The sequence below is a fragment of the Lelliottia sp. WB101 genome, from assembly GCF_003051885.1.
In the GTDB taxonomy this organism is placed as follows: domain Bacteria; phylum Pseudomonadota; class Gammaproteobacteria; order Enterobacterales; family Enterobacteriaceae; genus Enterobacter; species Enterobacter nimipressuralis.
Map to the genome: position 1 here is coordinate 1,737,897 of NZ_CP028520.1, position 24,684 is coordinate 1,762,580.

General features: G+C 58.1%; 11 protein-coding genes. 9 read left to right on the forward strand and 2 right to left on the reverse strand.

Annotated features, from left to right (window positions below):
• Positions 1-118 precede the first annotated feature (118 nt).
• From DAI21_RS08395 to DAI21_RS08405, 4 genes are all read left to right on the forward strand, one after another.
• Positions 119-11,302: an Ig-like domain-containing protein gene (locus DAI21_RS08395; RefSeq protein ID WP_370447040.1), complete on the forward strand. Its 11,184-nt coding sequence runs from the start codon at positions 119-121 to the stop codon at positions 11,300-11,302.
• Positions 11,299-14,532 carry an Ig-like domain-containing protein gene (locus DAI21_RS23465; RefSeq protein ID WP_370447041.1) on the forward strand — a complete coding sequence of 1,078 codons (3,234 nt, stop codon included), beginning with the start codon at positions 11,299-11,301 and terminating at the stop codon, positions 14,530-14,532. Before DAI21_RS08395 ends, DAI21_RS23465 begins: the two co-directional genes overlap by 4 nt.
• 177 nt (positions 14,533-14,709) lie before the next feature.
• The gene (locus tag DAI21_RS08400; protein WP_102104759.1) at positions 14,710-16,902 is read left to right on the forward strand and encodes a type I secretion system permease/ATPase; all 2,193 of its coding nucleotides are present in this window, start codon (positions 14,710-14,712) and stop codon (positions 16,900-16,902) included.
• Complete coding sequence (locus tag DAI21_RS08405; protein WP_100778944.1) at positions 16,899-18,074, forward strand: HlyD family type I secretion periplasmic adaptor subunit; 1,176 nt, start codon at positions 16,899-16,901, stop codon at positions 18,072-18,074. Before DAI21_RS08400 ends, DAI21_RS08405 begins: the two co-directional genes overlap by 4 nt.
• 55 nt (positions 18,075-18,129) lie before the next feature.
• Here DAI21_RS08405 and DAI21_RS08410 read toward each other — a convergent pair whose 3' ends face one another.
• Complete coding sequence (locus DAI21_RS08410; protein ID WP_102104758.1) at positions 18,130-18,996, reverse strand: MarR family transcriptional regulator; 867 nt, start codon at positions 18,994-18,996, stop codon at positions 18,130-18,132.
• 322 nt (positions 18,997-19,318) lie between these two features.
• Here DAI21_RS08410 and DAI21_RS08415 point away from each other — a divergent pair, with 322 nt between their 5' ends.
• The 5 genes from DAI21_RS08415 (at position 19,319) to DAI21_RS08435 (ending at position 24,067) form a co-directional block, all read left to right on the forward strand.
• Positions 19,319-20,944 carry an EAL domain-containing protein gene (locus DAI21_RS08415; RefSeq protein ID WP_370447042.1) on the forward strand — a complete coding sequence of 542 codons (1,626 nt, stop codon included), beginning with the start codon at positions 19,319-19,321 and terminating at the stop codon, positions 20,942-20,944.
• A 93-nt stretch (positions 20,945-21,037) separates the two neighbouring features.
• Positions 21,038-21,589 carry a peroxiredoxin gene (locus DAI21_RS08420; RefSeq protein WP_100778946.1) on the forward strand — a complete coding sequence of 184 codons (552 nt, stop codon included), beginning with the start codon at positions 21,038-21,040 and terminating at the stop codon, positions 21,587-21,589.
• A 31-nt stretch (positions 21,590-21,620) separates the two neighbouring features.
• Positions 21,621-22,853 (forward strand): protein-disulfide reductase DsbD, encoded by a 1,233-nt coding sequence (locus DAI21_RS08425; RefSeq protein ID WP_102104757.1) that lies wholly within the window; start codon positions 21,621-21,623, stop codon positions 22,851-22,853.
• Positions 22,854-22,872: 19 nt separating this feature from the next.
• Positions 22,873-23,433 (forward strand): RNA polymerase sigma factor, encoded by a 561-nt coding sequence (locus tag DAI21_RS08430; protein WP_107702846.1) that lies wholly within the window; start codon positions 22,873-22,875, stop codon positions 23,431-23,433.
• Entirely contained in the window at positions 23,420-24,067 is a 648-nt protein-coding gene (locus DAI21_RS08435) for a DUF1109 domain-containing protein (RefSeq protein WP_107702847.1), read from the forward strand. The genes DAI21_RS08430 and DAI21_RS08435 overlap by 14 nt, the downstream gene beginning before the upstream one ends.
• Here the strand turns inward: DAI21_RS08435 and DAI21_RS08440 are convergent.
• Positions 24,043-24,657 carry a DUF2238 domain-containing protein gene (locus tag DAI21_RS08440; RefSeq protein WP_107702848.1) on the reverse strand — a complete coding sequence of 205 codons (615 nt, stop codon included), beginning with the start codon at positions 24,655-24,657 and terminating at the stop codon, positions 24,043-24,045. The two genes, DAI21_RS08435 and DAI21_RS08440, sit on opposite strands and share 25 nt — an antisense overlap.
• Between the last annotated feature and the right edge of the window lie 27 nt (positions 24,658-24,684).

The following is a 24,684-nucleotide window of genomic DNA, read 5'->3' on the forward strand; positions in this document are numbered from 1 at the left end:
CGCGGCTGACGCTGCGGATATAAGTTCAAGAAGAATGGGAGATTTTCATTCCCGGGGATAGTCACATCCTCAGGATAGAAATACTCACAGGCACCCGTGTACCTGCAAGGAGAGAAATATGAGTAACGCTAAGATTGTCGATGTCATTATTCGCAAAACCGCTGAGAAAACAGTATTGACCGGAGAGGGAAATCTCTCGGTATCTGTTTCTGCACCCAGTGTCATTGAAATCCACGGATCGGCCCAGGATGTCGCACGTTATATGCGCCAGGGTAAGGATCTGCTGATTTACATGAAAGATGGCAGCGTGATTCGATGCAATAACTATTTTCTCGACGATCCCGAGGGTAAAAACCATTCCGAACTGGTGTTTAACGACCAGCAGGAACTGACTCATATCACCTTTGCAGAGACGGAAGAGGCCGCGGGGATGGCGGCGGTGGAATTAAGCGCGCAGGCCACGCCGATTTCCACCATCGAGCCATTCCTGGAGCAGGCCAGTAGCTTAAGCGATGCCCCATGGGGCTGGATCGCAGGGGCCGCGTTAGGCGGCGGGGCGATTGGCGCGCTGCTGGCGCACGGCGGTGATGGTGACACCAAAACCAAAGTCATCGACAACACCAAAGAGGTCGAAAGCGCGACGCCGACCTTCCTCGTGACGGATAAACAGGGTGACAAGCAGGGTGTGCTGAGTGCAAAAGAGGTCACGGACGATAACACCCCGACCTTTAGCGGCACCGGCCAGCCGGGCGCGACCATTCAGATCAAGGACAGCAGCGGCAACACCATCGCCAGCGCGATGGTCGGCACCAATGGCACCTGGACGGTAAAACTGCCGACGCAAGCCGATGGCGAACACACCTGGTCGGTAGTGCAAATCGACGGCAGCAAAACGACTTCTGCGGGCAGCATCACCGTGAATGTGGTCACCGCCGATGCCAGCGTGACGCTGAGCACCACTGCCGGAGATAACGTCATCAATGCCAGTGAGCAGTCCGCTGGGTTTGCCCTGTCCGGCAGCAGCAAAAATCTCGCGCAGGGCACCGACCTGACCGTCACGCTGAACGGCAAGACCTACACCACCGAAGTGGGCGCGAACGGCGCATGGAGCGTCAAAGTTCCGGCGGCTGATGCGAAGGCATTGGCGGACGGCACTTGGACGGTCACCGTGACCGGCAAAGACGCGGCGGGCAATACCGTCACCGGAAATCAGACGCTGAACGTGGATGCCCACGCGCCGACGCTCTCCGTGGATGCCATTTCGCAGGACAACATTCTCAACGCCGCCGAGCACGGCCAGCCGTTAACGCTGAGCGGTAAAACCAACGCCGAGGCCGGGCAAATTGTCACGGTCTCCCTCAACGGTAAAAACTACACCACCACCGTCGGCAGTGACGGCACATGGTCCCTGACCCTGAATAACAGCGACGTCAACGCACTCGCTGAGGGTTCCCATACGGTCACGGTAAACGTCAACGACAAAGCCGGAAATCCCACCTCCACCACCGCTGATTTCAGCGTCGATACCGTAGCCCCTGTCGTGACGGTGAACGCCGTCGCGGGTGATGACGTGATCAATGCCGATGAGCAGGGTCAGGCGCAGATTATTTCCGGTCGCGCGAGCGGCGCAGCCGAAGGTGACGTGGTTACCGTGACGCTGGGCGGTAAGCACTATACGGGCGTCGTGCAAGCCGATGGCAGCTGGAGCGTAGGCGTTCCGGCGAACGACATCCGTGCGCTCGGCGAAGGCCACTTTACGCTCTCCGTCGCGGTGACGGATGCGGCCGGTAACACCGGGAATGCCACTCATGATTTTACCCTGAGCGGTGCAGCACCTGAGTTAACGATCGACCCTATCAGCCAGGACAACGTGCTGAATGCCCAGGAAGCGATGCTGCCACTCGATCTCAGCGGCACCAGTAATCTGCCGAACGGCAGCGCGGTAACCGTAACCCTGAATAACATCAGCTACCAGGCCACCGTGGAGAACGGCGTCTGGTCGGTGCAGGTGCCGGTGGCCGATGTGCTGAATCTGGCGAATACCCTCTACACCGTAAGCGTGAGCGGAACGGACAGCGTGGGCAACGTCGGCAGCGCGGACGCCATGCTGCTGGTGGATACGGCGCTGCCGCAGGTGATCATCAATACCTTTGCGGGCGATAATCTGGTCAACAATGCGGAAGTCGCCGTTGACCAGACGCTCAGTGGCCGCGTCGTTGGTGCGGCTGCGGGCGACACCGTCTCCATTACCGTCGGCGGCAAAAGCTACACTGCCATCGTCGGCAACGACCTGAGCTGGAATGTATCGATTCCGTCCGCCGATCTGAACGCGTTTGGCGACGGCGATCTGACCTTCACGGCATCGGTGACCAACGCCCACGGCAATACGGGCACCGGCGAGCGCGATATTAATATTAACGCCGCCTTGCCGGGCCTGCGCGTCAACACCATCTCTGGCGACGACGTTATTAACGCCATCGAGCAGCACCAGGATCTGACTGTCACCGGCTCAAGCAGCCACCTGGCGCCAGGCTCACAGATGACCGTCACCATCAACAATATCGATTATCCGGCGGTCATTGCCGCCAACGGCAGCTGGCAGATCGGTGTCCCGGCGGCTGACCTGCAAAACTGGACCGCGGGCGATATTCTGGTTGTGGCCAGCGCGCAGGATCAGTGGGGCAATACCGTTTCTGCTGAACATCCCATTGAACTGAATCTCTCTCCTGTCGCCGTGTCCATCGACACGGTGACCCTTGATGACATGCTGAATGCCGCCGAGAAAGCGGCTGATCTTACCCTTTCCGGCCAGACGCAGGGCGTCGAAGCGGGCCAGACGGTGGTAGTGAAATTTGCCGATCAGACCTTCACGGCCCAGGTTCAGCAGGACGGCTCCTGGAGCCTGACGGTCCCTTCCAGTGCGATGGACGGGCTGAGCGACGGGCGCGCGCAGGTTAGCGTGAGCGTAGCCAACACCAGCGGCAACAGCGCCGATGCGTCACGCGTGATCACGGTGGACACCCAGCCACCGACGATTGCTATCGACAACCTGACGGACGACAACATCATCAACGCTGCAGAAGCGCAGCAGGATCTGATTTTAAGCGGCAGCACCAGTGCGCAAGCGGGCCAGACCGTGACCCTCACCCTGAACGGCAAAACCTATCAGGCTATCGTGCAGAATGACGGCAGCTGGCAGCTGAGCGTTCCTGCCGCCGATGTGGGTGCCCTCGCCGACGGCAACGTGACGATCAACGCGAGCGTCAGCGACGTGGCCGGAAACAGCGCCAGCACCGACCGAATCGGCCTGGTCGACGCTACGGTTCCGCAGGTGACGATTAATGATTTTGTCACCGACACCAACACCGTGAACTACACCGCCCACTCGCAGGCGCAGATTTTAAGTGGCTCGGTGACGGGCGCGGCCGCAGGCAATCTGGTGACCGTCACCATTGACGGCGTGAATTACACCACCGCAGTGGATGCGGCGGGCAACTGGAGCCTGGGCCTGCCCGCCTCCGTGATTCAGGGGCTGGCAGACGGAACCTGGACAATCGACGTCTCCGTGACTGACAGTGCCGGCAATACGGGCAGTAATTCGGTGGATGTGGTGGTGAACACTGCAAAACCGGTGATTGCGATTAACACGCTTGCCGATGACGACGTGATCAATGCGGCTGAAAAAGGTGCAGATCTGGCTCTTTCTGGCACCAGCGACCAGCCGCAGGGCACGGTGATCACCGTCACGCTCAACGGCATCCAATACACCGCCATCGCCGATGACAGCGGGAACTGGACGGTAACCGTTCCGGCCTCGGCGGTCAGCGCGCTGGGTGAAGCGAATTACACCGTGACGGCCAGCGTCACGGACAGTGCGGGCAATAACAGCAGCACCACGCACGACGTGCTGGTCGACAGCGCCCTGCCGGTGATCACCCTCAATGCCATCGCCAGCGACGATATTATTAACGCCTCGGAAGTGGCGACCGGGCAGACCCTCAGCGGTAAAGTCAGCGGCGCGGCGAACGGCGATACCGTTACGGTGACTATCGGCGGCAATACTTACACCACGACCGTTAAAAGCGATCTCAGCTGGTCTGTGGATGTCCCGGCAGACGTGCTGAGCGCAATCGGCAACGGCGATCTGACGGTAGAAGCGTCGGTCACGAATGGTCATGGCAATACCGGTACGGGTGAGCGCGATATCACTATCGACGCCAATCTGCCGGGGCTGCGCGTGGACACGGTGGCGGGCGACGATGTGATTAACATCGTTGAACACGGCCAGCACCTGATGGTGACGGGCACCAGTACCGGCCTGTCGGCAGGCTCCGCGCTGACCGTAACGGTCAACGGCAAAACCTATCCGGCGACGGTCCTCGCGGACGGCTCCTGGAGCGCCGCCGTTCCTGCGGCTGACGTCGGTGCGCTGGCGGCAGGCAACGTCACCATCACGGTGGCAGGCCAGAGCAGCGCCGGAAATCCGGTCTCCATCAGCCATGACGTGAAGGTCGATCTGGCGGATGTGGCAATCAGTATTGACGCGATTGCCAGCAACGATGTGATCAACGCGGCGGAGAAAGGGACCGATCTGGTGCTCTCCGGCACCACGGCGAACGTCGAAGCGAACCAGACGGTCACCCTGACCTTTGGGGGCAAAACCTATACCACGACCGTCGATGCCAACGGCAACTGGACGTACACCGTGCCATCTGCGGATCTGGCGGGTCTCAAAGACGGAGATGCCAGCGTGCAGGTGAGCGTCACCAACGTCAACGGCAACAGCGCCTCGGCAGGCCGCGAGTACAGCGTCGATGCTACCGCGCCGTCACTTTCTATCGAGATCATCAGCGATAACAACATCGTCAATGCGGCGGAAGCGCAGCAGGAGCTGGTGGTGAACGGGACGACCAACGCCGAAGCGGGTCAACCCGTAACCGTCACGCTGAACGGAAAAGAGTACACCACCACGGTTCTGGCGGGGGGCAACTGGAGCGTCACCGTTCCGGCGGCCGATATGGCCGGAATCAGCGACGGTCAGTACACCGTGACCGCATCCGTGGCCGACAAAGCGGGCAACCCGGCGAGCGCCGATCGTGACGTGCTGGTGGACGCCACGGTGCCGCAGTTAACCATCGATACCCTTTCCGGCGATGACATCATCAACAGCACCGAGCACGGCCAGGCGTTGATCGTCACGGGCCACGTGACGGGCGCTGAAGCGGGCGATGTCGTGACCGTCACCCTCAACAACAAATCTTACACCGCCACGCTGGATGCCTCTGGCAACTGGATCGTGGGCGTTCCGGCGGCAGACGTGGGAGCCTTGATCGCGGGCGATCATACCCTCACGGCAACGCTGACGGACAAAGCGGGTAACAGCGACACCACCACCCATGACGTGGCGGTCAACCTCACTGCGCCGGTCTTGACCATTGATACGGTCTCCGGTGACGACGTTATCAACAACGCCGAAAAAGCCCAGGAGCTGACGATCAGTGGTACCGCGACGGGCCTGGCGGCTGGCGCGATGGTGACGGTGATGCTCAATGGCAAAGCCTACAGCGCCATCGTCAATGGCGAGGGTAAATGGACCACCACCGTTCCGGCGGATCAGGTCGGGGCGCTGGGCGAAGCGCTGTATGACATTAGCGCGTCGGCAACCGACAGCGCAGGCAACAGCGGGAGCGCGGTGCATACGGTTAACGTGGAATCCGTGCTGCCAGGCGTCACCATCAACGCCATTGCTACGGACAACGTGATCAACGCCGACGAAGTGGCGGCGGGCCAGACCATCAGCGGCACGGTGGTGAACGCCCAGCAGGGCAACACCGTGACCGTCACCATTGGTGGTAACACCTACACCACCACGGTGCAGAACGATCTGAGCTGGTCGGTGAACGTCCCGGCGGACGTGCTGACGGCGCTGGGCAACGGCGATCTGACCGTCACCGCCTCCGTCACCAATGGCGTGGGCAACAGCGGTTCCGGCGAGCGCGACATCACCATCGACGCCAGCCTGCCGGGCCTGCGCGTGGATACCGTGGCGGGCGATGACGTGATCAACCGCATCGAACACGGGCAGAACCTGATTATCACCGGCGACAGCGACGGCCTCCCGGCGGGCAGCGCCCTGACCGTGACCGTCAACGGCAAAACCTATCCGGCGACGGTGCTGGCGGACGGCACCTGGAGCGCTGCCGTTCCTGCGGCAGACGTCGGTGCGCTGGCGGCAGGCAACATCACCATTACGGTGGCCGGCCAGAGCAGCGCCGGGAATCCGGTCTCCATCAACCATGACGTGAAAGTCGATCTGGCGGACGTGGCGATCAGCATTGATGCCATTACGACAGACGATGTGATCAATGCGGCGGAAAAAGGGGCGGACCTGGTGCTTTCCGGTAGCACCACGAACGTCGAAGCGAACCAGACGGTCGATATTACCTTTGGCGGGAAAGCCTATACCGCGCAGGTGGATGCGGACGGGAAATGGACCGTCACGGTACCTTCGGCAGATCTTAACGGTCTGAAAGAGGGCGATGCCAGCGTGCAGGTGAGCGTCACCAACGTTAACGGCAACAGCGCCTCGGCGGGACGCGAATACAGCGTCGACAGCACCGCGCCGGGCGTGACGATCAACACTGTTGCGGCGGACGACATTCTCAACGCGGCAGAAGCGCAAGCTGATCTGACGATCGGCGGCACCAGCACGGCGGAAGCGGGCCAGCCGGTCGTCGTGACGCTGAACAATAAAACTTACACCACCACGGTGGGCGCAGACGGTAGCTGGACGCTGGACGTTCCGGCGGCGGATGTGGCGAGTCTGGCGGACGGCGTTACCACGATCCACGCCTCGGTGGCTGACAAAGCCGGTAACCCGGCGTCGGTTGATCGCAACCTGACGGTGGATGTCACCGTTCCGGTGATCACCATCAATACCATCGCGGGCGATGACGTCATTAACGTGGCCGAGCACGCTCAGGCGCAAATCATCAGTGGTTCAGCCACCGGCGCGGCGGCAGGCGATAGCGTCACTGTGACCATCGGCGGCCAGACGTACACCACGGTGCTGGATGCCAGCGGCAACTGGAGTGTTGGCGTGCCAGCCAGCGTGATTTCTGCGCTCAGCGATGGCACGGTGACGGTCTCCGTGAACGTCACCGATGCAGCAGGCAACACCGGCAGCGGCAGCCATAACGTAACTGTCGATACCGGTTTGCCGTCTCTGGGCTTCAATGCCATTTCCGGCGATAACGTGCTGAATGCCGTAGAAAAAGGTAACGACCTGAGCGTCGACGGGATCAGCGCAAACCTGGCCGAAGGCACACGGGTGACGGTCACGCTGAACGGTAAGCAGTACACCGCCACAACGGCCGCAGATGGCCGCTGGAGCCTGACAATACCGGCAGCCGACCTCGCGGGTCTCGGCGAAGCAAACTATACCCTTAACGCCAGCGCCACCAACGGCGTGGGCAACAGCATCAGCGGCAGTGCAAACCTGCAGGTGGATACGGCGCTGCCAGGCGTCACTATTAATGCGATTGCTACGGACAACGTGATCAACGCCGACGAAGTGGCGGCGGGCCAGACCATCAGCGGCACGGTGGTGAACGCGCAGCAGGGCAACACCGTGACCGTCACCATTGGCGGCAACACCTACACCACCACGGTGCAGAACGATCTGAGCTGGTCGGTGAACGTCCCGGCGGACGTGCTGACTGCGCTGGGCAACGGCGATCTGACCGTCACCGCCTCCGTCACTAACGGCGTGGGTAACAGCGGTTCCGGCGAGCGTGACATCACCATCGACGCCAGCCTGCCGGGCCTGCGCGTGGATACCGTGGCGGGCGATGACGTGATCAACCGCATCGAACACGGGCAGAACCTGATTATCACCGGCGACAGCGATGGCCTCCCGGCGGGCAGCGCCCTGACCGTGACCGTCAACGGCAAAACCTATCCGGCGACGGTGCTGGCGGACGGCACCTGGAGCGCCGCTGTCCCTGCGGCAGATGTCGGTGCGCTGGCGGCAGGCAATATCACCATTACGGTGGCCGGCCAGAGCAGCGCCGGGAATCCGGTCTCGATCAACCATGACGTGAAAGTCGATCTGGCGGACGTGGCGATCAGTATCGATGCCATTACGACAGACGATGTGATCAACGCGGCGGAAAAAGGGGCGGACCTTGTCCTCTCTGGCAGCACCACGAACGTCGAAGCGAATCAGACGGTCAACATCACCTTTGGCGGGAAAGCCTATACCGCGAAGGTGGATGCGGACGGTAAATGGACCGTCACGGTGCCTTCGGCGGATCTGAACGGACTGAAAGAGGGCGACGCCAGCGTGCAGGTGAGCGTCACCAACGTTAACGGCAACAGCGCCTCGGCGGGACGCGAGTACAGCGTCGACAGCACTGCGCCGACCGTCACGATTGATACGGTCGCCGGGGATAACGTCATTAACGGTAGCGAAGCCGCCGCAGGGGTTGTGATTTCCGGAACCACTACCGCAGAAGTGGGCCAGACGGTGACCGTCATGCTGGGCGGTAAAACGTACACTGCCCAGGTAGAGGCTGGCGGTAGCTGGAACCTCTCTGTTCCGGCGGGCGATCTGGCGGCGATGGCGGATAACGGCTATTCGGTGCAGGTCAGCGTGAGCGATAACGCCGGAAACCCAGGCAGCGCCAGCAAGGCGATCACTCTCGATACCACGCCGCCCGTTATCAGCTTCAATACGGTGGCGGGCGATAACGTCATCAACAGCGTTGAGCACGGACAGGCGCAGATTGTCAGCGGTACGGCGACGGGCGCGGCGGTGGGCGATAAGCTCATTATCACGATCGGCGGCCAGCAGTACATCACCACGGTGGATGCCAGCGGCAAGTGGAGCGTCGGTGTGCCAGCCAGCGTGATTTCAGCGTTGCAGGACGGTACGGTGACCATCAGCGCCACCGTGACGGACAGCGCGGGTAACAGCAGCACCGAGACGCACGACGTGGTGGTGAACACCGCTTCCGTCTCGCTGACGGTGGCGACCATCAGCGGCGATGATGTGATTAACGCGGCGGAAGCGGGCAGCGCGCTGACCATCAGCGGCTCAAGCACCCAGTTCGCCAGCGGGACGCAGGTGACCGTTACGCTGAATGGTAAAAACTATACGGCGAACATCCAGAGCGATGGCTCCTGGACGACCACTGTTCCTGCGGCAGACGTCGCGGGGCTGGCGGATGGCGCACACTATCAGGTCTCCGTCTCCGCCCAGGACAGCGCGGGTAACAGTGCGTCAGCCACCCACACGGTGAGCGTCGATACCACGCCGCCGGTGATCAGTATCGCCACGCTCGCGGGCGACGATGTTCTGAACGCCGTCGAGCAGCAGCAGCCGCTGACGATCCACGGTTCGTCCAGCGCGGAAGCGGGACAAATGGTCACCGTCACGCTGGGCAGCAAGACCTATACCGCCCAGATCGCCAGCGACGGAACCTGGACGCTGAATGTTCCGGCAACGGATCTCGCGGCGCTGAACGAAGGGGCGTTAACCGTCACTGCGTCGGTAAGCGATAAAGCCGGTAACGGCGGGCAGACCACCCATACCCTGACGGTGGATACCGTTGCGCCGGTCATTACCATTGATACCGTGGCGGGCGACGATATCGTGAACAACAGCGAACAGCTGGCGGGGCAAACCTTCAGCGGCACAACGACCGCCGAACAGGGCCAGAGGGTGACGGTGACCTTCAACGGCCACAGCTATCAGGCGATGGTTGACGCCGACGGTAAATGGTCGGTGTTTGTCTCCGGGCGCGATTTCCTCGGCCTGAGCGACGGTGATTACACCATTACCGCCTCCGTCAGCGATAAAGCCGGAAACCCTGGCAGCACCACGCATGACGTGACCCTGAACGGTGACGTGCCGACCATCAGCATCAACACCTTTGCCGACGATGACATTGTCAACGCCGCAGAGCACGGCACCCCGCTGGTGATCAGCGGCACCACCGACGCGCCTGCGGGCCGGACGGTCACCCTCACGCTGAACGGTAAAACTTACACCACAACCGTTCAAAACGACGGCAGCTGGGAATACACCCTGGGCAGCGCGGATGTGACCGCTCTGGCCGACGGTGGCGCGTATGTCATTCAAGCCGAGGTCAGCAACACCATCGGCAACAGCGCCAGCGATAGCCATAACGTGACGGTGGATCTGACTGCGCCGTCGATGGGGATCAGCATTGATTCTCTGCACAACGACACCGGCCTGAGCAGCAGCGATTTCATCACTAACGATAATCAGGTTATCGTCAACGGCTCCCTGACCGCGCAGCTCGGCAATAACGAGAAGGCGCAGATTAGCCTTGATGGCGGCGTGACCTGGAGCGATCTGACGGTCACCGGCACGCAATGGCGCTATACCGATGGCCGCACGCTGACGGACGGGACTTACACGTATCAGGTCCGGGTGGTGGATAACGCGGGTAACGTGGGCGCGACCGACAGCCAGAACGTGGTGGTCGATCTCACCGCACCGGCCTCCACCACCATTACCGTGGATTCCGTGACCCAGGATACGGGGCTGTCCGGCAGCGACTTTATTACCAGCGATAACCAGATCACCCTGAAAGGGACGCTGGGCGCGGCGTTGGGCAACGGCGAACATGCGCAAATCAGCATCGATGGCGGCGTGACCTGGACCAACGTGAGCGTGAGCGGCCTGGGCTGGACCTGGGTCGATGGCCGCACGCTGGCCGACGGCGATTACAACTATCAGCTGCGCGTGATTGACGACGCAGGCAACATCAGCGCCACCACCAGCCAGGTGGTGACCATTGATACGGTGGTGCCGGACGCGAGTAAAACCGTCACCATCGACAGCATCAGCGACGACACCGGGCTGAGCAACAGTGACTTTGTCACCCAGGATACCTCCCTGACCCTGCACGGCTCGCTGGGCGCGACGCTGTCGGACGGCGAGTACGTGCAGATTAGCCTCGATGGCGGCAATACCTGGCAGAACGTCACCGTGGTAGGCAATAGCTGGTACTACGCGGACGGTCGCACGCTGCAAAACCAGACTTACGACTACTGGGTACGCGTCATTGATACGGCGGGTAACGTGGGCGATTCCGCTCATCAGCAGGTGACCGTCGATACGATTGCGCCTGATGCGGCGATTACCGTTACGGTGGATAACATCACCGTCGATACCGGCTTTGATAACAATGACTTCCTGACCAGCGAAACCTCTTACACGCTGCATGGCACGCTGGGGCAACGCTCGGGGCGAATGAGTTTGTCCAGGTGAGTCTCGACGGTGGGCAGACCTGGGTCTATGCCACGGTCAACGGCACCCAATGGCAGTATGCCGACACGCGTACGCTGGGGGATGGCGACCATAGCTATCAGGTTCGCGTGGTGGATCAGGCGGGCAACGTGGGCGCGACCACCTCGCAGGTGGTGACTGTCGATACCCAGGCACCGCAATACGGCATTACGGTTGATGCCATCAGCGATGACACCGGGCAATCCGCGAGTGATTTTATCACCAACGATACCACCCTGACGGTCAGCGGATCGCTTGGCAGAGCGCTTGCCAGCGACGAGCGCGTGCAGATTAGTATGGATGGCGGTGCCACCTGGACCGATGCCACGGTGACGCAGACGCAGTGGAGCTACACCGATCCTCGCGTGCTCCCGGAAGGTGACCACACCTACCAGGTGCGCATTATCGATGAGGCGGGCAACGTCGGCTCGACCGCGCAGCAGGTGGTGACGGTTGATACCACACCGCCTGTCACGCAGGGTACCGTGGTGAGCTACACGGACAACGAAGGTGAGCGCCAGAGCGATTTCGGGTCGTCTGTCGCCACCGATGACACCACGCCACAGATCAACGGGACGCTGAATCAGGCCCTGGCGGCGGGGGAAGTTGCCGAACTGTACCGCGACGGCGTGAAGCTGGGTCAGGTCACGATGAACGGGGCGACCAGCTGGTACTTCCAGGACAGCGGTCTGATTGACGGAAACCACACCTACGTGCTGCGTGTCACCGACACGGCGGGGAACACCACGGATTCCGATGATTTCGTGCTGCGCGTCGATACCAGCATTCCGACCACTACGGCGGCGATTACCGGGCAGACCACGTCGGACACCACGCCGATCCTGAGCGGCACCTTGTCCGCTGATCTGACCAACGGCGAGTATCTGGTGGTCACGGTTAACGGCAAAACCTACACCTCCGAAACCGGCGGTGCGGTGGTGGTCGACCCGAATCACAACACCTGGTATGTGCAGATACCGGACGGCGATGCGCTGGCTGCCAGCAGCTACAGCGTGACGGCGCAGGTGAAGAGCAGCGCGGGTAATGGCAACACGACAGGCACCACCACCGGCAGCCTGACCATCGGAACCGACTCGGTGAATACCGACTGGGCCAGCACCACCGGCAGCAGCGACAACTCCACTATGACGCTCGGCATGAACAGCAGCGGGCTGTGGAATATCATCGCCAACGGACGCTCCTATTCCAGCAGCGATATGTCGACCTACAGCAATACCGCCCTGACCAACACCCGTGGCTATAACGTGGTGAGCCAGACGGCGGCAGATTTTGACCGAAACGGTACCGCGGATATTTTCGCCACCGAGACCACCTACGCCGGTTCAACGCAGGTGATGTGGACCTACAACGGCACTAGCTACACCGCCAGCCAGCTGGCGATGGGCACCACTATCTGGTACGGCGGCGTGATTGCCTACGACAAGACCGGTGATGGTTATCTGGACATGGCCTACGGCGATGCCGGGATGGACTCCCTGACCTACTTGATCAACAACAACGGGACGCTGACACCGGATGGAACTGGCGGGGAAGGCGGTTTCTACGGCCAGTTTGACTCAGGACGTGAAATCTCCGGGGTGGACATTAACAACGACGGCACCGTGGATATCGTCCAGCACACCAACCGCAGCGGTGCGTACTCGATGACGGTCATCAACAACGGCGGGAATGGCACGCTCACGGTCGGGCAAAACATCACCAACGTGTTTGTGGTGAACGCGGCAAACACCACCACGGCGGCGTCGATGACCTGGGCTGATTTCAACGGCGACGGGTATATGGATCTCTATCTCGGCAGCAGCTACGGCAATACCGGTGGTGTGATCTATTACAACGACGGTAACGGCCAGCTGTCGGCCTCGAAGAGTGCGGTGGAAGCCTCAAACGCCACGGCGGGTTATCTGTCAGCGGCGGTGGACTGGAACGGTGACGGCCAAATGGACGTGATCAAGTTCAGCACCTACGGCGGCTCGCAAACCGCGACGTTGTTCACCAACAACAATAACGGAACGACGTGGACGTCAAGCCAGCTGGCAACTGGCCTGGTGAATGTCACCGGGATTGCGGCGGTGGATTACAACTGGGATGGCGCGAAGGATCTGCTGGTGTCTCAGCAGAACGGCAAAGTGGTCTATGTGCAGAACAAACAGACCATTGCAGACGGCACGGCCATGCACCTGCGTATTGTCGATAGCGAAGGCATCAACAGCTATTACGGCAACACCGTGAATCTGTACAACGCGCGCGGTGAGCTGGTGGCGTCGCAAATCATCAACGCCCAGTCTGGTTTCGGGGTGAATGACAGCTCGGCGCTGGTCAGTTTCTACGGCCTGAATCCGGATGAAACCTACTCCGCAGAGATTGTGAAGTTCACCAACGGTGCTTCCGCCAACGTGACCTGGGACGGACTGGAAGCAGGCAACGGCAAAGAAGGCTATGTGCTGACAGCCGATGCCGCCACGGGTGGTCACAGCGGAACGCTGACCGGGACCGGCTATAACGACACCTTTATCGCCGAAGAAGGAAGTTATACCTACAACGGTTCCGGCGGCTGGAGCACCACGTCGGATCACGATACCTGGAGCAACACCGGCGGGATGGATGTGGTCGATTACCGCAATGCGAGCGCGGGCATCACGGTGGACCTGAGCGTCACGACGGCCCAGAACACCGGGTTTAACACCACCACCCTGAAGAATATTGAAGGGATTGCTGGCTCAGACTTCGACGACGTGATCACCGGCAACAGCGGGGATAACCAGTTCGAAGGCCGTGGCGGGAACGACACCTTCAATATTGGCAGCGGCGGGCACGACACGCTGTTGTACAAGCTCATCAACGCCGCAGACGCCACGGGCGGTAACGGCAGCGATCAGGTTAACGGCTTTACCGTCGGGACCTGGGAAGGGACGGCGGATACCGACCGTATCGACCTGCGCGAGCTGTTATCCGACAGCGGGTATACCGGCACCGCCTCGGCGAGCTATGTCAACGGTGTCGCCACTCTGGACAGCAGCGCAGGGAATATTACGGATTACCTGCGCGTGGTGCAGAACGGCAGTAACACCGAAATTCAGATCGACCGCGACGGAACGGGCAGCCAGTTCGATCCGACCACGGTGGTCACTCTGAACGGGGTACAGACGGATCTGGCCACCCTGCTGGCAAACCATCAGCTGTTAGTTGCGTAAACCTCAGGCCGCGAGAAGCGATTCTCGCGGCATTTTTCGTATCTTTACAGTAATACGACTAACCACATAAATATTAAGGTATTTTTGTCGACGCGTTCAGAAAGGGTTTACATTCTGGCCGTTCCACAGGGATATCATTTCAGAGCGACATCGCCGCCCTGAACAGGACGTTGCAAAATGAAGACTCACCCGCAGTACGAACCCTGGCTTGAAGCCATGGTGCTCGTTGCAAAACATTACCGGCTGGACTATTCGCAAGAACACGTCCGGGTCACGATTCATCACGAGAGCCACTCTCCGCGAGAGCAGGTGCTCAACGATATGGCACGCCAGCTCGGGCTTAGGCTGCGCGTTGTGCCGGCGGATGCAGCACTGATTGATCCGTGGCGACTGCCGCTGTTAGCGGAGTTTGATGGCGGGCAAGTTGCGGTCATCAACCGGATGGACAAAGAGGGCAACGTCAGCCTGCAGTTCAGCGGTGACGGTGGACTGGAAACGAGCCTGACGCGCGACGCGCTGGGTACCCGTTTGACGGGGTTAATCGTGCTGCGCCCGCTGGAATCGACGCCCGACGCGAGGGTCGATGACTACATCAAACCTTATGAAAAGAACTGGTTCTGGCAGCTGGCGCTGAAAGACTGGCGTCGCTACAGCGACATCATGCTGGTGGCGCTGGTGGCGAACGTGCTGGCCCTTTCTGGGATGGTGTTTTCCATGCAGGTTTACGATCGCGTGGTGCCGTCCCAGTCTGAGGCCACCCTGTGGGTGCTGTTTGGCGGCGTGATGCTCGCCATCACCTTCGAGTTTGTGATGCGTATGCTGCGGGTGCACATCTCAGACGTGATCGGGAAGCGTGCCGATCTGCGTATTTCGGAGCGGGTATTCGCCCATGCCCTGCGCATTAAAAACGGCGCCCGCTCAAAATCAACCGGCTCCTTTATCGCTCAGATCCGCGAGCTGGAGTCCGTTCGTGAGCTGATCACCTCCACGACGATTGCGGCGATTTCCGATCTGCCGTTTTTCCTGCTGTTCGTTTTCATTCTGTGGATGATCGGCGGCCCGCTGGTGCTGGTGGTGCTGCTTGCGGTGCCGCTGCTGCTGATTCCGGGTCTGTTGATCCAGCGTCCGCTCGGAAAGCTCTCCACGGAAGGGATGCGCGAATCGGCCATTCGTAACGCCACGCTGGTCGAGGCGGTGCAGGGCATCGAAGACATCAAACTGATGCGCGCGGAGCAGCGTTTTCAGAACCAGTGGAACAATTCGAACGACGTGGCCGCGAGCGTCGGGATGAAACAGCGCTGGCTCACCGGCCTGCTTCTGACGTGGACGCAGGAAGTTCAGTCGATTGTCTATGCTGTGGTCCTGCTGATTGGCTGTTATCTGGTGATCAGCGGTGACATGACCACCGGTGCGCTGGTGGGGACATCGATTCTCGCTTCGCGCACTATCGCGCCGCTGTCGCAAATTTCCGGCGTGTTGTCGCGCTGGCAGTCGGCAAAAGTGGCCCGCAAGGGGCTGGACGACCTGATGCAGCGTCCGATTGACGATCCCCTGCAGGGTAAAAAGGTGCATAAAGCCCATCTGCGCGGCCACTACGTGCTGGAGGAGGTCGGCTTTTATTATGACGAAGAAGAGAAGCAAAACGTCCTGAACATCCCCCGTTTGACCATCAATGCGGGCGAGCGGATTGCGATTCTGGGGCGCAATGGTTCCGGCAAAAGCACGCTGTTACAGCTTCTGGCGGGGATGCAGGAACCGCAGCAGGGCACCATTTTGCTCGATGATGTGGCGCTGAATCACCTCGACACGGCCGATCTGCGCCGCGATATGCAGTTCCTCAGCCAGCAGGCGCGCCTGTTCTTTGGCTCCGTGCGCGACAACATTGTGATGGGGAATCCGCTGGCGACTGACGAGGAGATTCATCAGGCATTAACCGTCAGCGGGGCGCTGGAGTTTGTTCGCAAGCAAAAAATGGGGCTGAACTATGTGATCAGCGAAGGCGGGGCCGGATTGTCCGGCGGCCAGCGACAGGCCCTGTTGCTGACGCGCGCGTTACTCACCGCACCGAATATCCTGCTGCTTGATGAGCCGACCGCCTGGCTTGATGAAGTGAGCGAAAAGCAGTTTATCCATCATCTCAAAAACTGGCTCGGCGACGGGCGAACGCTGGTGGTGGCCACGCATCGTCTGCCGATTCTGGAACTGGTCGATCGCATCATCGTGCTGGAAAACGGCAAAATTATTATGGATGGCCCGCGCGATAAGATCCTGAATAACCATGGTATGGCCCCGCAGAAGGCGGCGCAGCGCACCGTGAAAATGAAGCCGTCCGCTCCCGCGAAGGCCGCAACCGAGGAGGGGATGGCATGAGTGATTTTTCTCGTTTCAACAGCCGTCTGCAGGAGCCTAAACTCCCGCGCTCAACGCTGGTTGCCTGGTCTCTGTTTGCGCTCTTTGCCCTCTTTACGATCTGGGCAAGTATGTTCCAGCTTGATGAAGTGACCACCGGGAGCGGTAAAGTGATCCCCTCTTCGCATGAGCAGGTTATTCAGTCGCTGGAAGGGGGGATTATTCATAAGCTGCTGGTGCGCGAGGGGGATATCGTCGAGCGTGGGCAACAGCTTGCGCAGCTGGATCGCACCAAAACCGAGTCCAGCGTGCTGGAGAGTGAATCCCGGCTGAATGCCGCGATGGCAACGGCCGCGCGCCTGAACGCGGAGGCCAATCAAAGTGCGCTGGTCTTCCCGCAAGAGCTGGACGATGACGTTGAGCTGGTCAAACAGGAGACCGCGCTGTATCACTCTCGTCGCGACAGCCTGGAAAAAGGGCTTACCGGTTTGCGTCAGGGGGTCACGCTTATCCAGCGCGAGCTATCATTGACCCGACCGCTGGTCACCCAGGGGGCGGCAAGCAAGGTGGAAGTTCTGCGTCTTGAGCGTCAAAAAAATGAGCTTGAGAATAAAATCACGGAAATGCAAAACCAGTACTACGTTCGCGCCCGTGAAGAGTTAGCCAAGGCGAATGCCGAAATCGAAGCCCAGCGTTCGGTGATGAAAGGGCGTGAAGATTCCCTCACCCGTCTGACATTCAACGCGCCGGTTCGCGGAATTGTTAAAGATATTGATGTCACCACCGTCGGGGGCGTGATCCCGCCAAATGGAAAATTGTTGAGCCTGGTGCCGCTCGACGATCAGATGGTGATTGAAGCCAAAATCTCCCCGCGCGATGTGGCCTTTATCCATCCGGGGCAAAAAGCGCTGGTCAAAGTGACGGCCTATGACTACTCCATCTATGGCGGGCTGGAAGGCGAAGTGACCATGATTTCTCCTGATACGATTCAGGATGATGTTAAAAGAGATGTTTACTATTACCGGGTCTATATCAGAACCACGAGTAATCACCTGACGAATAAGCAGGGGAAAGAATTTCCTGTTTTTCCGGGGATGATTGCGACGGTGGATATTAAAACGGGCAGTAAAACCATCATTGACTACCTGCTGAAACCGTTGAATAAAACCAAAGAGGCTCTGCGCGAAAGATAATGAATACTGGCGATCGGAAAACCGCTCGCCAGTTCAATTTTCCGGTGGAGTTTAATCAGACAGAAGACAGTCGCTCTTTAGGATGTATGTTCAGATAATGCGTGACGTAGGCAAAGTAAAGTCCGGCATAGTTTTCGACCAGCTGTAAGAAGTTTGGATAAATACTGATGCGTCCATCTTCTCTCTCTTTCAGGTACCCGGCCTCCTGAGCGGATTTCATGATCCGATTTACATGAATTCTGGAAACGAAAAACTCTTTTGCCAGCACGCTGGCTGAATAATCAATAGTTGCACCGTGAGCATTTTTATTCTTCATCGCCTGCAGATAAAGATACAGCATGATCATGCGCCCGCCATCTTTCTCAATAAATAATCCTACCTCTGGCAAAATCTTTTTAAAGGTAACACCACGAAAAAGATATTCTGCGGCCCGCCGGAAAAAACTGTGTCTGAGCGTATCATTATCCAGCAGGTTAATATTGACGTTGTAATCAGGATATAAAGTGCTTACGGGTAAAAAGGCCCCGGACATATAATTTTTAAGTTCGTCTAATCCTTTTTTTGTTGGTTCGATGATGGTCTTGCGCCGATCCTCGGTGCACCGCCAGGTTTTAATTCTGTTGGTGGTTCTGAGTAAAGTGATGATGGCTATGACACTGTTTGGACTGGCAATTTTATATCGGGTACATAACTCTTTTATTTCTGATACTGAAGAGGCCTGATCGCCAAAAACAAAACAGCACATCGATAACACAATATTGAACCGTGACTCCTGGAGCATCGTTTTGTAGAACAGCGGTTGTTTTTTGTAGATGGCATCATTAATGGTGAAGTGTTGTTTTATTGCTTCGCTGAATCTTGGATTATTTTTAATCACATCCCTTCGAAGCAGTAAAGCCCTTGATGATATATGGATATCCATACGGTTGTCCTATGTTGAGACGAGCCAATGGGGGTATTCATTTCTCTATTGAATGTTTAGCGTCACTATTATACATGTGATAAGTGGAATTTACTTTTGGTATTTATGAATAATATTCAGGAAGTGTGTATTTGCGTGGTGGGCAGATGATGAAGAAATGAAGTTGAATGAATGTGTGGATGTTTACTGAATGAACATCTTTACGTTAAATACGTTGGGTAATTAACGTAAATATGTCCACCTGTCGCGATGAGTAATGTTTTTGTTTTAAACAAAAAACACAGGAGACACCTGTTTTATACAAAAATACGATATTAAATCTATGGTGATAACATTCCTGGTTTGTTATGATCTCGCTATTCAGAGACGCAGTGGTGAAGGTGTCAAAGGCGTTCGCAAACATCATTCTTTTTTATTTCTGGTCATTGATTTTGACAGCTATCGTCTTTTCGCAATAAACATTTTTACCCTCATTTATATTTCGCTGGAGATTATCATGGCCTGGGATGCACGTGCCAACTACCTGAAACGTTTTCAGAATCGATACGTCATTTCTTCCTGCAGCTATGCCTGGCAAGGGTATGAAATGCTTCTGAATAACAGCGGGATCTGCGCTTACCGTATTATGGTCGATGGTGATGAGCCATCCCAGGAAGAACTGAATGCGGTGTACGCCAGTGCAGGTGCTACGATTTCTGTATTCCTTAAAGGAGATATCTGCGAAATTTTAGGTTCGTTGAAAAAAATGATCGTCTTGCTCAACGCCAAACCTGCGAAAGTCACCGTCCTTATTTACAGTCAATTACCGGCAAACTGGCTTTACCGCACATTGTACAGTTTGATCAGGGATAAAAATAAACTCAGAAATATACGCGTCGCGAATTTATCGCATCCCTGTCAGGATATTGTGACGGCAGTGTTCCCGCCGCTGGAAGAGGCCGCGTTCCTTGAGAGAAAAGTAAAAGATTGTTTTGAAAAGGGTTTGACGAGCCGGGAGTTAGATTCTGTGCTCTCTTTCTATCGTGGCGTGTCGGTCAAAGCCCAGGCAAAAGCCTGTGGTCTGGCGATCAAAACGATATACGTTTATCGCAAAGAGGGCCTGCGAAAATTACAGCTGATCAATACCTTTTTAAGCCGTGGCGCGCTGTTTCGGGCGACATTCGCTGTTTCAGGCGAGCCTGTGAGTCATGATAATGCTTATTTAGACGGGCGTTTCACCACCGCGCTGATAAATAAAGAAATATTTCCGGTGTATCAGATTATTACCGACAGTGATAAAAGAGGCGTTGGCTTTGAAATATTACTGCGCTGGAATCGTAAAGGCGTCATCCTTAAACCAGCAGATTTTCTGGCGAACTTGCATGATAAAAATATCTGGTTGCAGCTGATGGCTCTGGTTATTGATGCCGCCGTTCGCGGGATTAACAAATATAATGGAAAATATTATTTCTCCGTTAATATTCCTCCTGAACTGGCATCCGGAAATGCCTTACCAGGGATGGCAAAAAAAGCCGTTGAAATGTTAAGTGATGAACACTGGGCAGAAAAACTGGTGTTTGAGTTCGCCGAAACGATTGATGTAACGCTGGATAAAGGGATTGCGGACACTATGCAGCGCCTGCGCCAAACGGGGTGCAGACTGTTTTTAGATGACTGTTTTTCAAGCGATCACGTTATGTTCCCGGTGAGACAAATTCCCTTTGATGGCCTGAAACTGGATAAAGATATCGTTGATAAATTTGCCGCAAATGACAGTGATTTCAGTCTGATTAAAGCGATGCAGTATTACAGCGATATTACTGGCGTTGCCTGTGTCGCCGAAGGGGTGGACAGCGAGGAAAAATTTAATACCTTATCCGCCGCTGGCATCAAAAGTTTTCAAGGGTATTACCTTGCCAGAGCGGTAAAAGAAGAGGATCTCGATTTTCTGGTGCGTAAATTTAGCTAACAGCGATACATTTTTTATGGTCGGGCGAAACTTTTGCTCGCGGGCTAACGAACTATTATTCAGATAGCCCCCTTTTCCCTGATGGAGTTGACCATGAAACGTTTGAAAATCGCGTCTGCCGCCGCCGTACTGACCCTTTCACTGTTTTCCATGAACACCCAGGCCGCGCTCGAAGCCGGAGCGAAAGCGCCCGATTTTACCCTTCAGGGCGCGCTCGGCGGTAAACCGCTGACGTTCACCTTACAGCAGGCGCTGCAAAAAGGGCCGGTGGTGCTTTATTTCTTCCCGGCGGCGTTTACCAAGGGCTGCACGCTGGAAGCCCACGCCTTCGCCGAAGCGACGGATGACTTCAAAAAACTGGGCGCCACGGTGGTGGGGGTAACCGCCGGGAACGTCGACCAGGTGGATGAATTCTCGAAACTGGAGTGCCGCGATAAGTTTGCGGTGGCAGCCGATCCTGGCGCGAAAGTGGCGGCCGAGTATGAAACGCTGATGCAGATGAACGGTAAAACCCTCTCCGATCGCACCTCATTCGTCATCGCCCCGGATGGCAAAATTCTGCTGAGCTACACCGACCGCAACCCGGATGCGCACATTCAGAAAACGATGGACGCCGTGAAGCAATATGCGAAATCGCACTCCTGATTAACGCCGACGTTCGCATTCGAGGTTTGCTATGTTAACCGCCATTTTTGCCGCCTTTCTGGGCGGCGTGATCCTGAATTTCATGCCCTGTGTTTTCCCGGTGATCTCCCTGAAAGCGCTGGGGATCATGCGCCATCAGGGCGACACGAAAAGCGCACGAACCGAAGGGCTGGGTTTTCTGCTCGGGGTGATTTTCACCATGATGGCGCTGGCGGCGCTGCTGCTGGCGCTGCGCGCCGGGGGCACCGCCGTGGGATGGGGATTTCAGCTGCAGTCGCCGCTGGTGATTGCGGTTCTGGCGCTGATTATTCTCGGGGCTGCGCTCAACCTGCTCGGTGTATTTGAGGTCGGGCTGTCGCTGCAGCGGGCAGGGGAGATCTCTGTCGGTCGCGGAGCGTTTGTTCGTTCTGCCCTGACCGGCGCGCTGGCGATTGTGGTGGCCACGCCGTGCTCCGCTCCGTTTATGGCGGGTGCCGTGGGCTACGCTCTGGTGCAGCCGCCTGCGGTTTCACTGGCCATTTTCTTCGCGCTGGCGCTCGGTTTTGCCGCCCCCTTTACCCTCGTCTCCCTGTTCCCGGCAATTGCCCGTCGCCTGCCGCGCCCTGGTGCGTGGATGGATGTGCTCAAGCGTGGGCTGGCGTTTCCGATGCTGGGCGCCTTTGCCTGGCTGGTGTGGGTGCTGGCGCAGCAGGCTGGCACCACGGCGCTGGCGGTGATGCTGGCGAGCGCAGTGGTGGTGAGCTTTGCCGCGTGGCTGTACGGTATCGCGCAGCGCAGACGTTATCTCGGTCACTCTTACAAAGTGCTGCTGGCTATCACGGTGGCGTTTTTTGTTGTCGCCATCGTGCCGTTACCGAGGGCGATCAACGCAGGATCAACGGCGCCTGTGACCGCAGTGGCGGATAACGCGGCGCCCGTGAAGTGGTCTCCGCAGAACGTGGAGGCCCTGCGCGGTCACGGCAAAGCGATCTTCGTAAACTTTACCGCGTCGTGGTGCATCACCTGTCAGGTGAACGATCGCACTTCGCTCTCAACGCAGGCGGTGAAAGAGGCGATGGCCCGCACTGGCGCAGTGTATATGGTGGCAGACTCCACCAAATTTAACGCGGACATCGATGATGCGATGAACACGTTCGGCCAGGGCGGTCTGCCGCTGTACGTGGTCTATCCGGCAGACGGAAGCGCGCCGCACGTGCTCCCGCAGGTGCTGACGCCCTCAATCGTGGTGAATGCCCTGAATCAGGCGGCTGGCAAAAAAGCATGAGGTAACGTCATGGCGGAACATGGATAACGGACTTGCCCCGCGCGAGGCCTGGCCTGAGCTGATGACAAAAGCGCAGGCTGGCGATCGTCACGCCTATACGCAGTTATTGCGGGCGATCGTTCCGGCTATCCGCGCGATAGTGCGCCGACAGGTGTTCGATCCGGCGCTGGTGGAAGATGTCATCCAGGATGTGCTGCTGACGGTGCATCGGGTTCGCCATACCTACGATCCAGACTGCCCCTTTTTACCCTGGCTGATGGCGATTACTCAGGCTCGGGCGGTCGATGCGCTGCGCCATCAGGGGCGGAAGTTACGCAGGGAAACGGATACGGAAGAGGCGCTGGCCAACGTCGCGGCTGTCGAGAGCGTGGAACATCAGGACGAGCAGGAGGAGCTGGCGCTGATCCTCAACAGGCTGCCCGCCCACCAGCGGCAAATCGTGGAACATATTCATCTGCAGGAGATGACGCTTGCGCAGGCGGCAAGCCGTCACAATCTGACGATCTCTGCGGTGAAATCCCTGCTGCACAGGGCTATTACCAATCTTCGCCGGATGGGAGCGAATCATGACCGATCATGAGCTGTTAATCGAAAAACTGACTCGGCAGGCGCAGCCCGTCACCCGCCCGTGGCGCGATGGCTGGCGCGTGCTGGCGTGGACGTTAATGGCGTTGCCGAGCGGATGGCTTTGCAGTTTGCTGTTGCAGCGTGTGGCGACGGACTGGTCCCAGGAGGGCGCACTGCTGGCCCTGCTGCAACTGGGGCTGACGTTTGTGATGGGGGTGCTGGCGATCCGCAATGCGTTTTTACTCAGCATCGCCGGGCGTCGTCCCCTGAGCTGGAAGGGGTTTATGCCGCTGCTGATCGTGTGGCTGGGCTGCGTGCTGGCGAACCTGGGCCAGTCGTCCCAGATTCACCACCGTGACGCGGTGAATTGCTACGTCTTTATGATGACCGTCAGCGCGCCGATGATGCTGCTGGTTATCGGCTATCTGCGCCGTACCCGCAGCCTCCATCCCCTGCAAAGTCTCGCCTCGGCAGGGGCCGGCGTCGCCTGCATGGCGCTGACGCTATTGTCGTTTTGCCATTCCGTCGAAGTGCATCCCCTCGATTTCGCCCTGCACATGGCAGCGACCCTGACAATTGTGGTCGCCACGGTCGGCTTGGGGTGGAGATGGGTGGCGATTCCTCAGATGCGTTCCAGCTGCCGCTGATGAAAACGCCCCAGCAGCAGGACAGTGGTGAGCGCGCCGAGCAGGGCACAGAACATATCTGACTGGGTGTCCCAGGGATCGCCCTGCGTGCCGAGAAAATCATCCGCGCCTTGTCCCATCGCCAGCGCCGCCCACCATTCGATCAGCTCGTAGGTCGCGCTGATGGCCAGCGCGATGCAGCACACCAGAAAGCCCGTCATTTTACGGCCATTCACGTAACCGCCGCGCACCAGGATCTCACGCGCCGCCAGGGCAGGCACCAGCCCCTGGAAAAAGTGTCCGAGTTTATCGTACGGGTTACGGCTCAGATTCAGCCACTCCTGAACTTCAAAACCGATGGGCACTTTGGCGTAAGTGTACATTCCGCCGACCATCAGAATGATCGCGTGGAAGAAGATCAGCGTGTAAAGCAGGGGAGTGAGCGGGTAGCGTTTTTGGGTAGCGAGCAGCAGTGGCACCACGATGACCACGGGAGTGACTTCCATCAGCCAGGTGACGCGGTCCCCGGTAAACAGGCCGGTATAAATCAAGATCAGCAGCAGGAGCAGCGCGCCGCCCTTTAATGCAGAGGAGAGTGCAGTTTGGCTCATGGCATTTTCTTATCAGGAAAAGAACTA

Coding starts and splice junctions, on each gene's coding strand:
- DAI21_RS08415 (WP_370447042.1), top strand. CDS start 19,319: ATGGTGATAACATTCCTGGTTTGTTATGATCTCGCTATTCAGAGACGC.
- DAI21_RS08405 (WP_100778944.1), top strand. CDS start 16,899: ATGAGTGATTTTTCTCGTTTCAACAGCCGTCTGCAGGAGCCTAAACTC.
- DAI21_RS08395 (WP_370447040.1), top strand. CDS start 119: ATGAGTAACGCTAAGATTGTCGATGTCATTATTCGCAAAACCGCTGAG.
- DAI21_RS08425 (WP_102104757.1), top strand. CDS start 21,621: ATGTTAACCGCCATTTTTGCCGCCTTTCTGGGCGGCGTGATCCTGAAT.
- DAI21_RS08440 (WP_107702848.1), bottom strand. CDS start 24,657: ATGAGCCAAACTGCACTCTCCTCTGCATTAAAGGGCGGCGCGCTGCTC.
- DAI21_RS08410 (WP_102104758.1), bottom strand. CDS start 18,996: ATGGATATCCATATATCATCAAGGGCTTTACTGCTTCGAAGGGATGTG.
- DAI21_RS08435 (WP_107702847.1), top strand. CDS start 23,420: ATGACCGATCATGAGCTGTTAATCGAAAAACTGACTCGGCAGGCGCAG.
- DAI21_RS08420 (WP_100778946.1), top strand. CDS start 21,038: ATGAAACGTTTGAAAATCGCGTCTGCCGCCGCCGTACTGACCCTTTCA.
- DAI21_RS08400 (WP_102104759.1), top strand. CDS start 14,710: ATGAAGACTCACCCGCAGTACGAACCCTGGCTTGAAGCCATGGTGCTC.
- DAI21_RS08430 (WP_107702846.1), top strand. CDS start 22,873: ATGGATAACGGACTTGCCCCGCGCGAGGCCTGGCCTGAGCTGATGACA.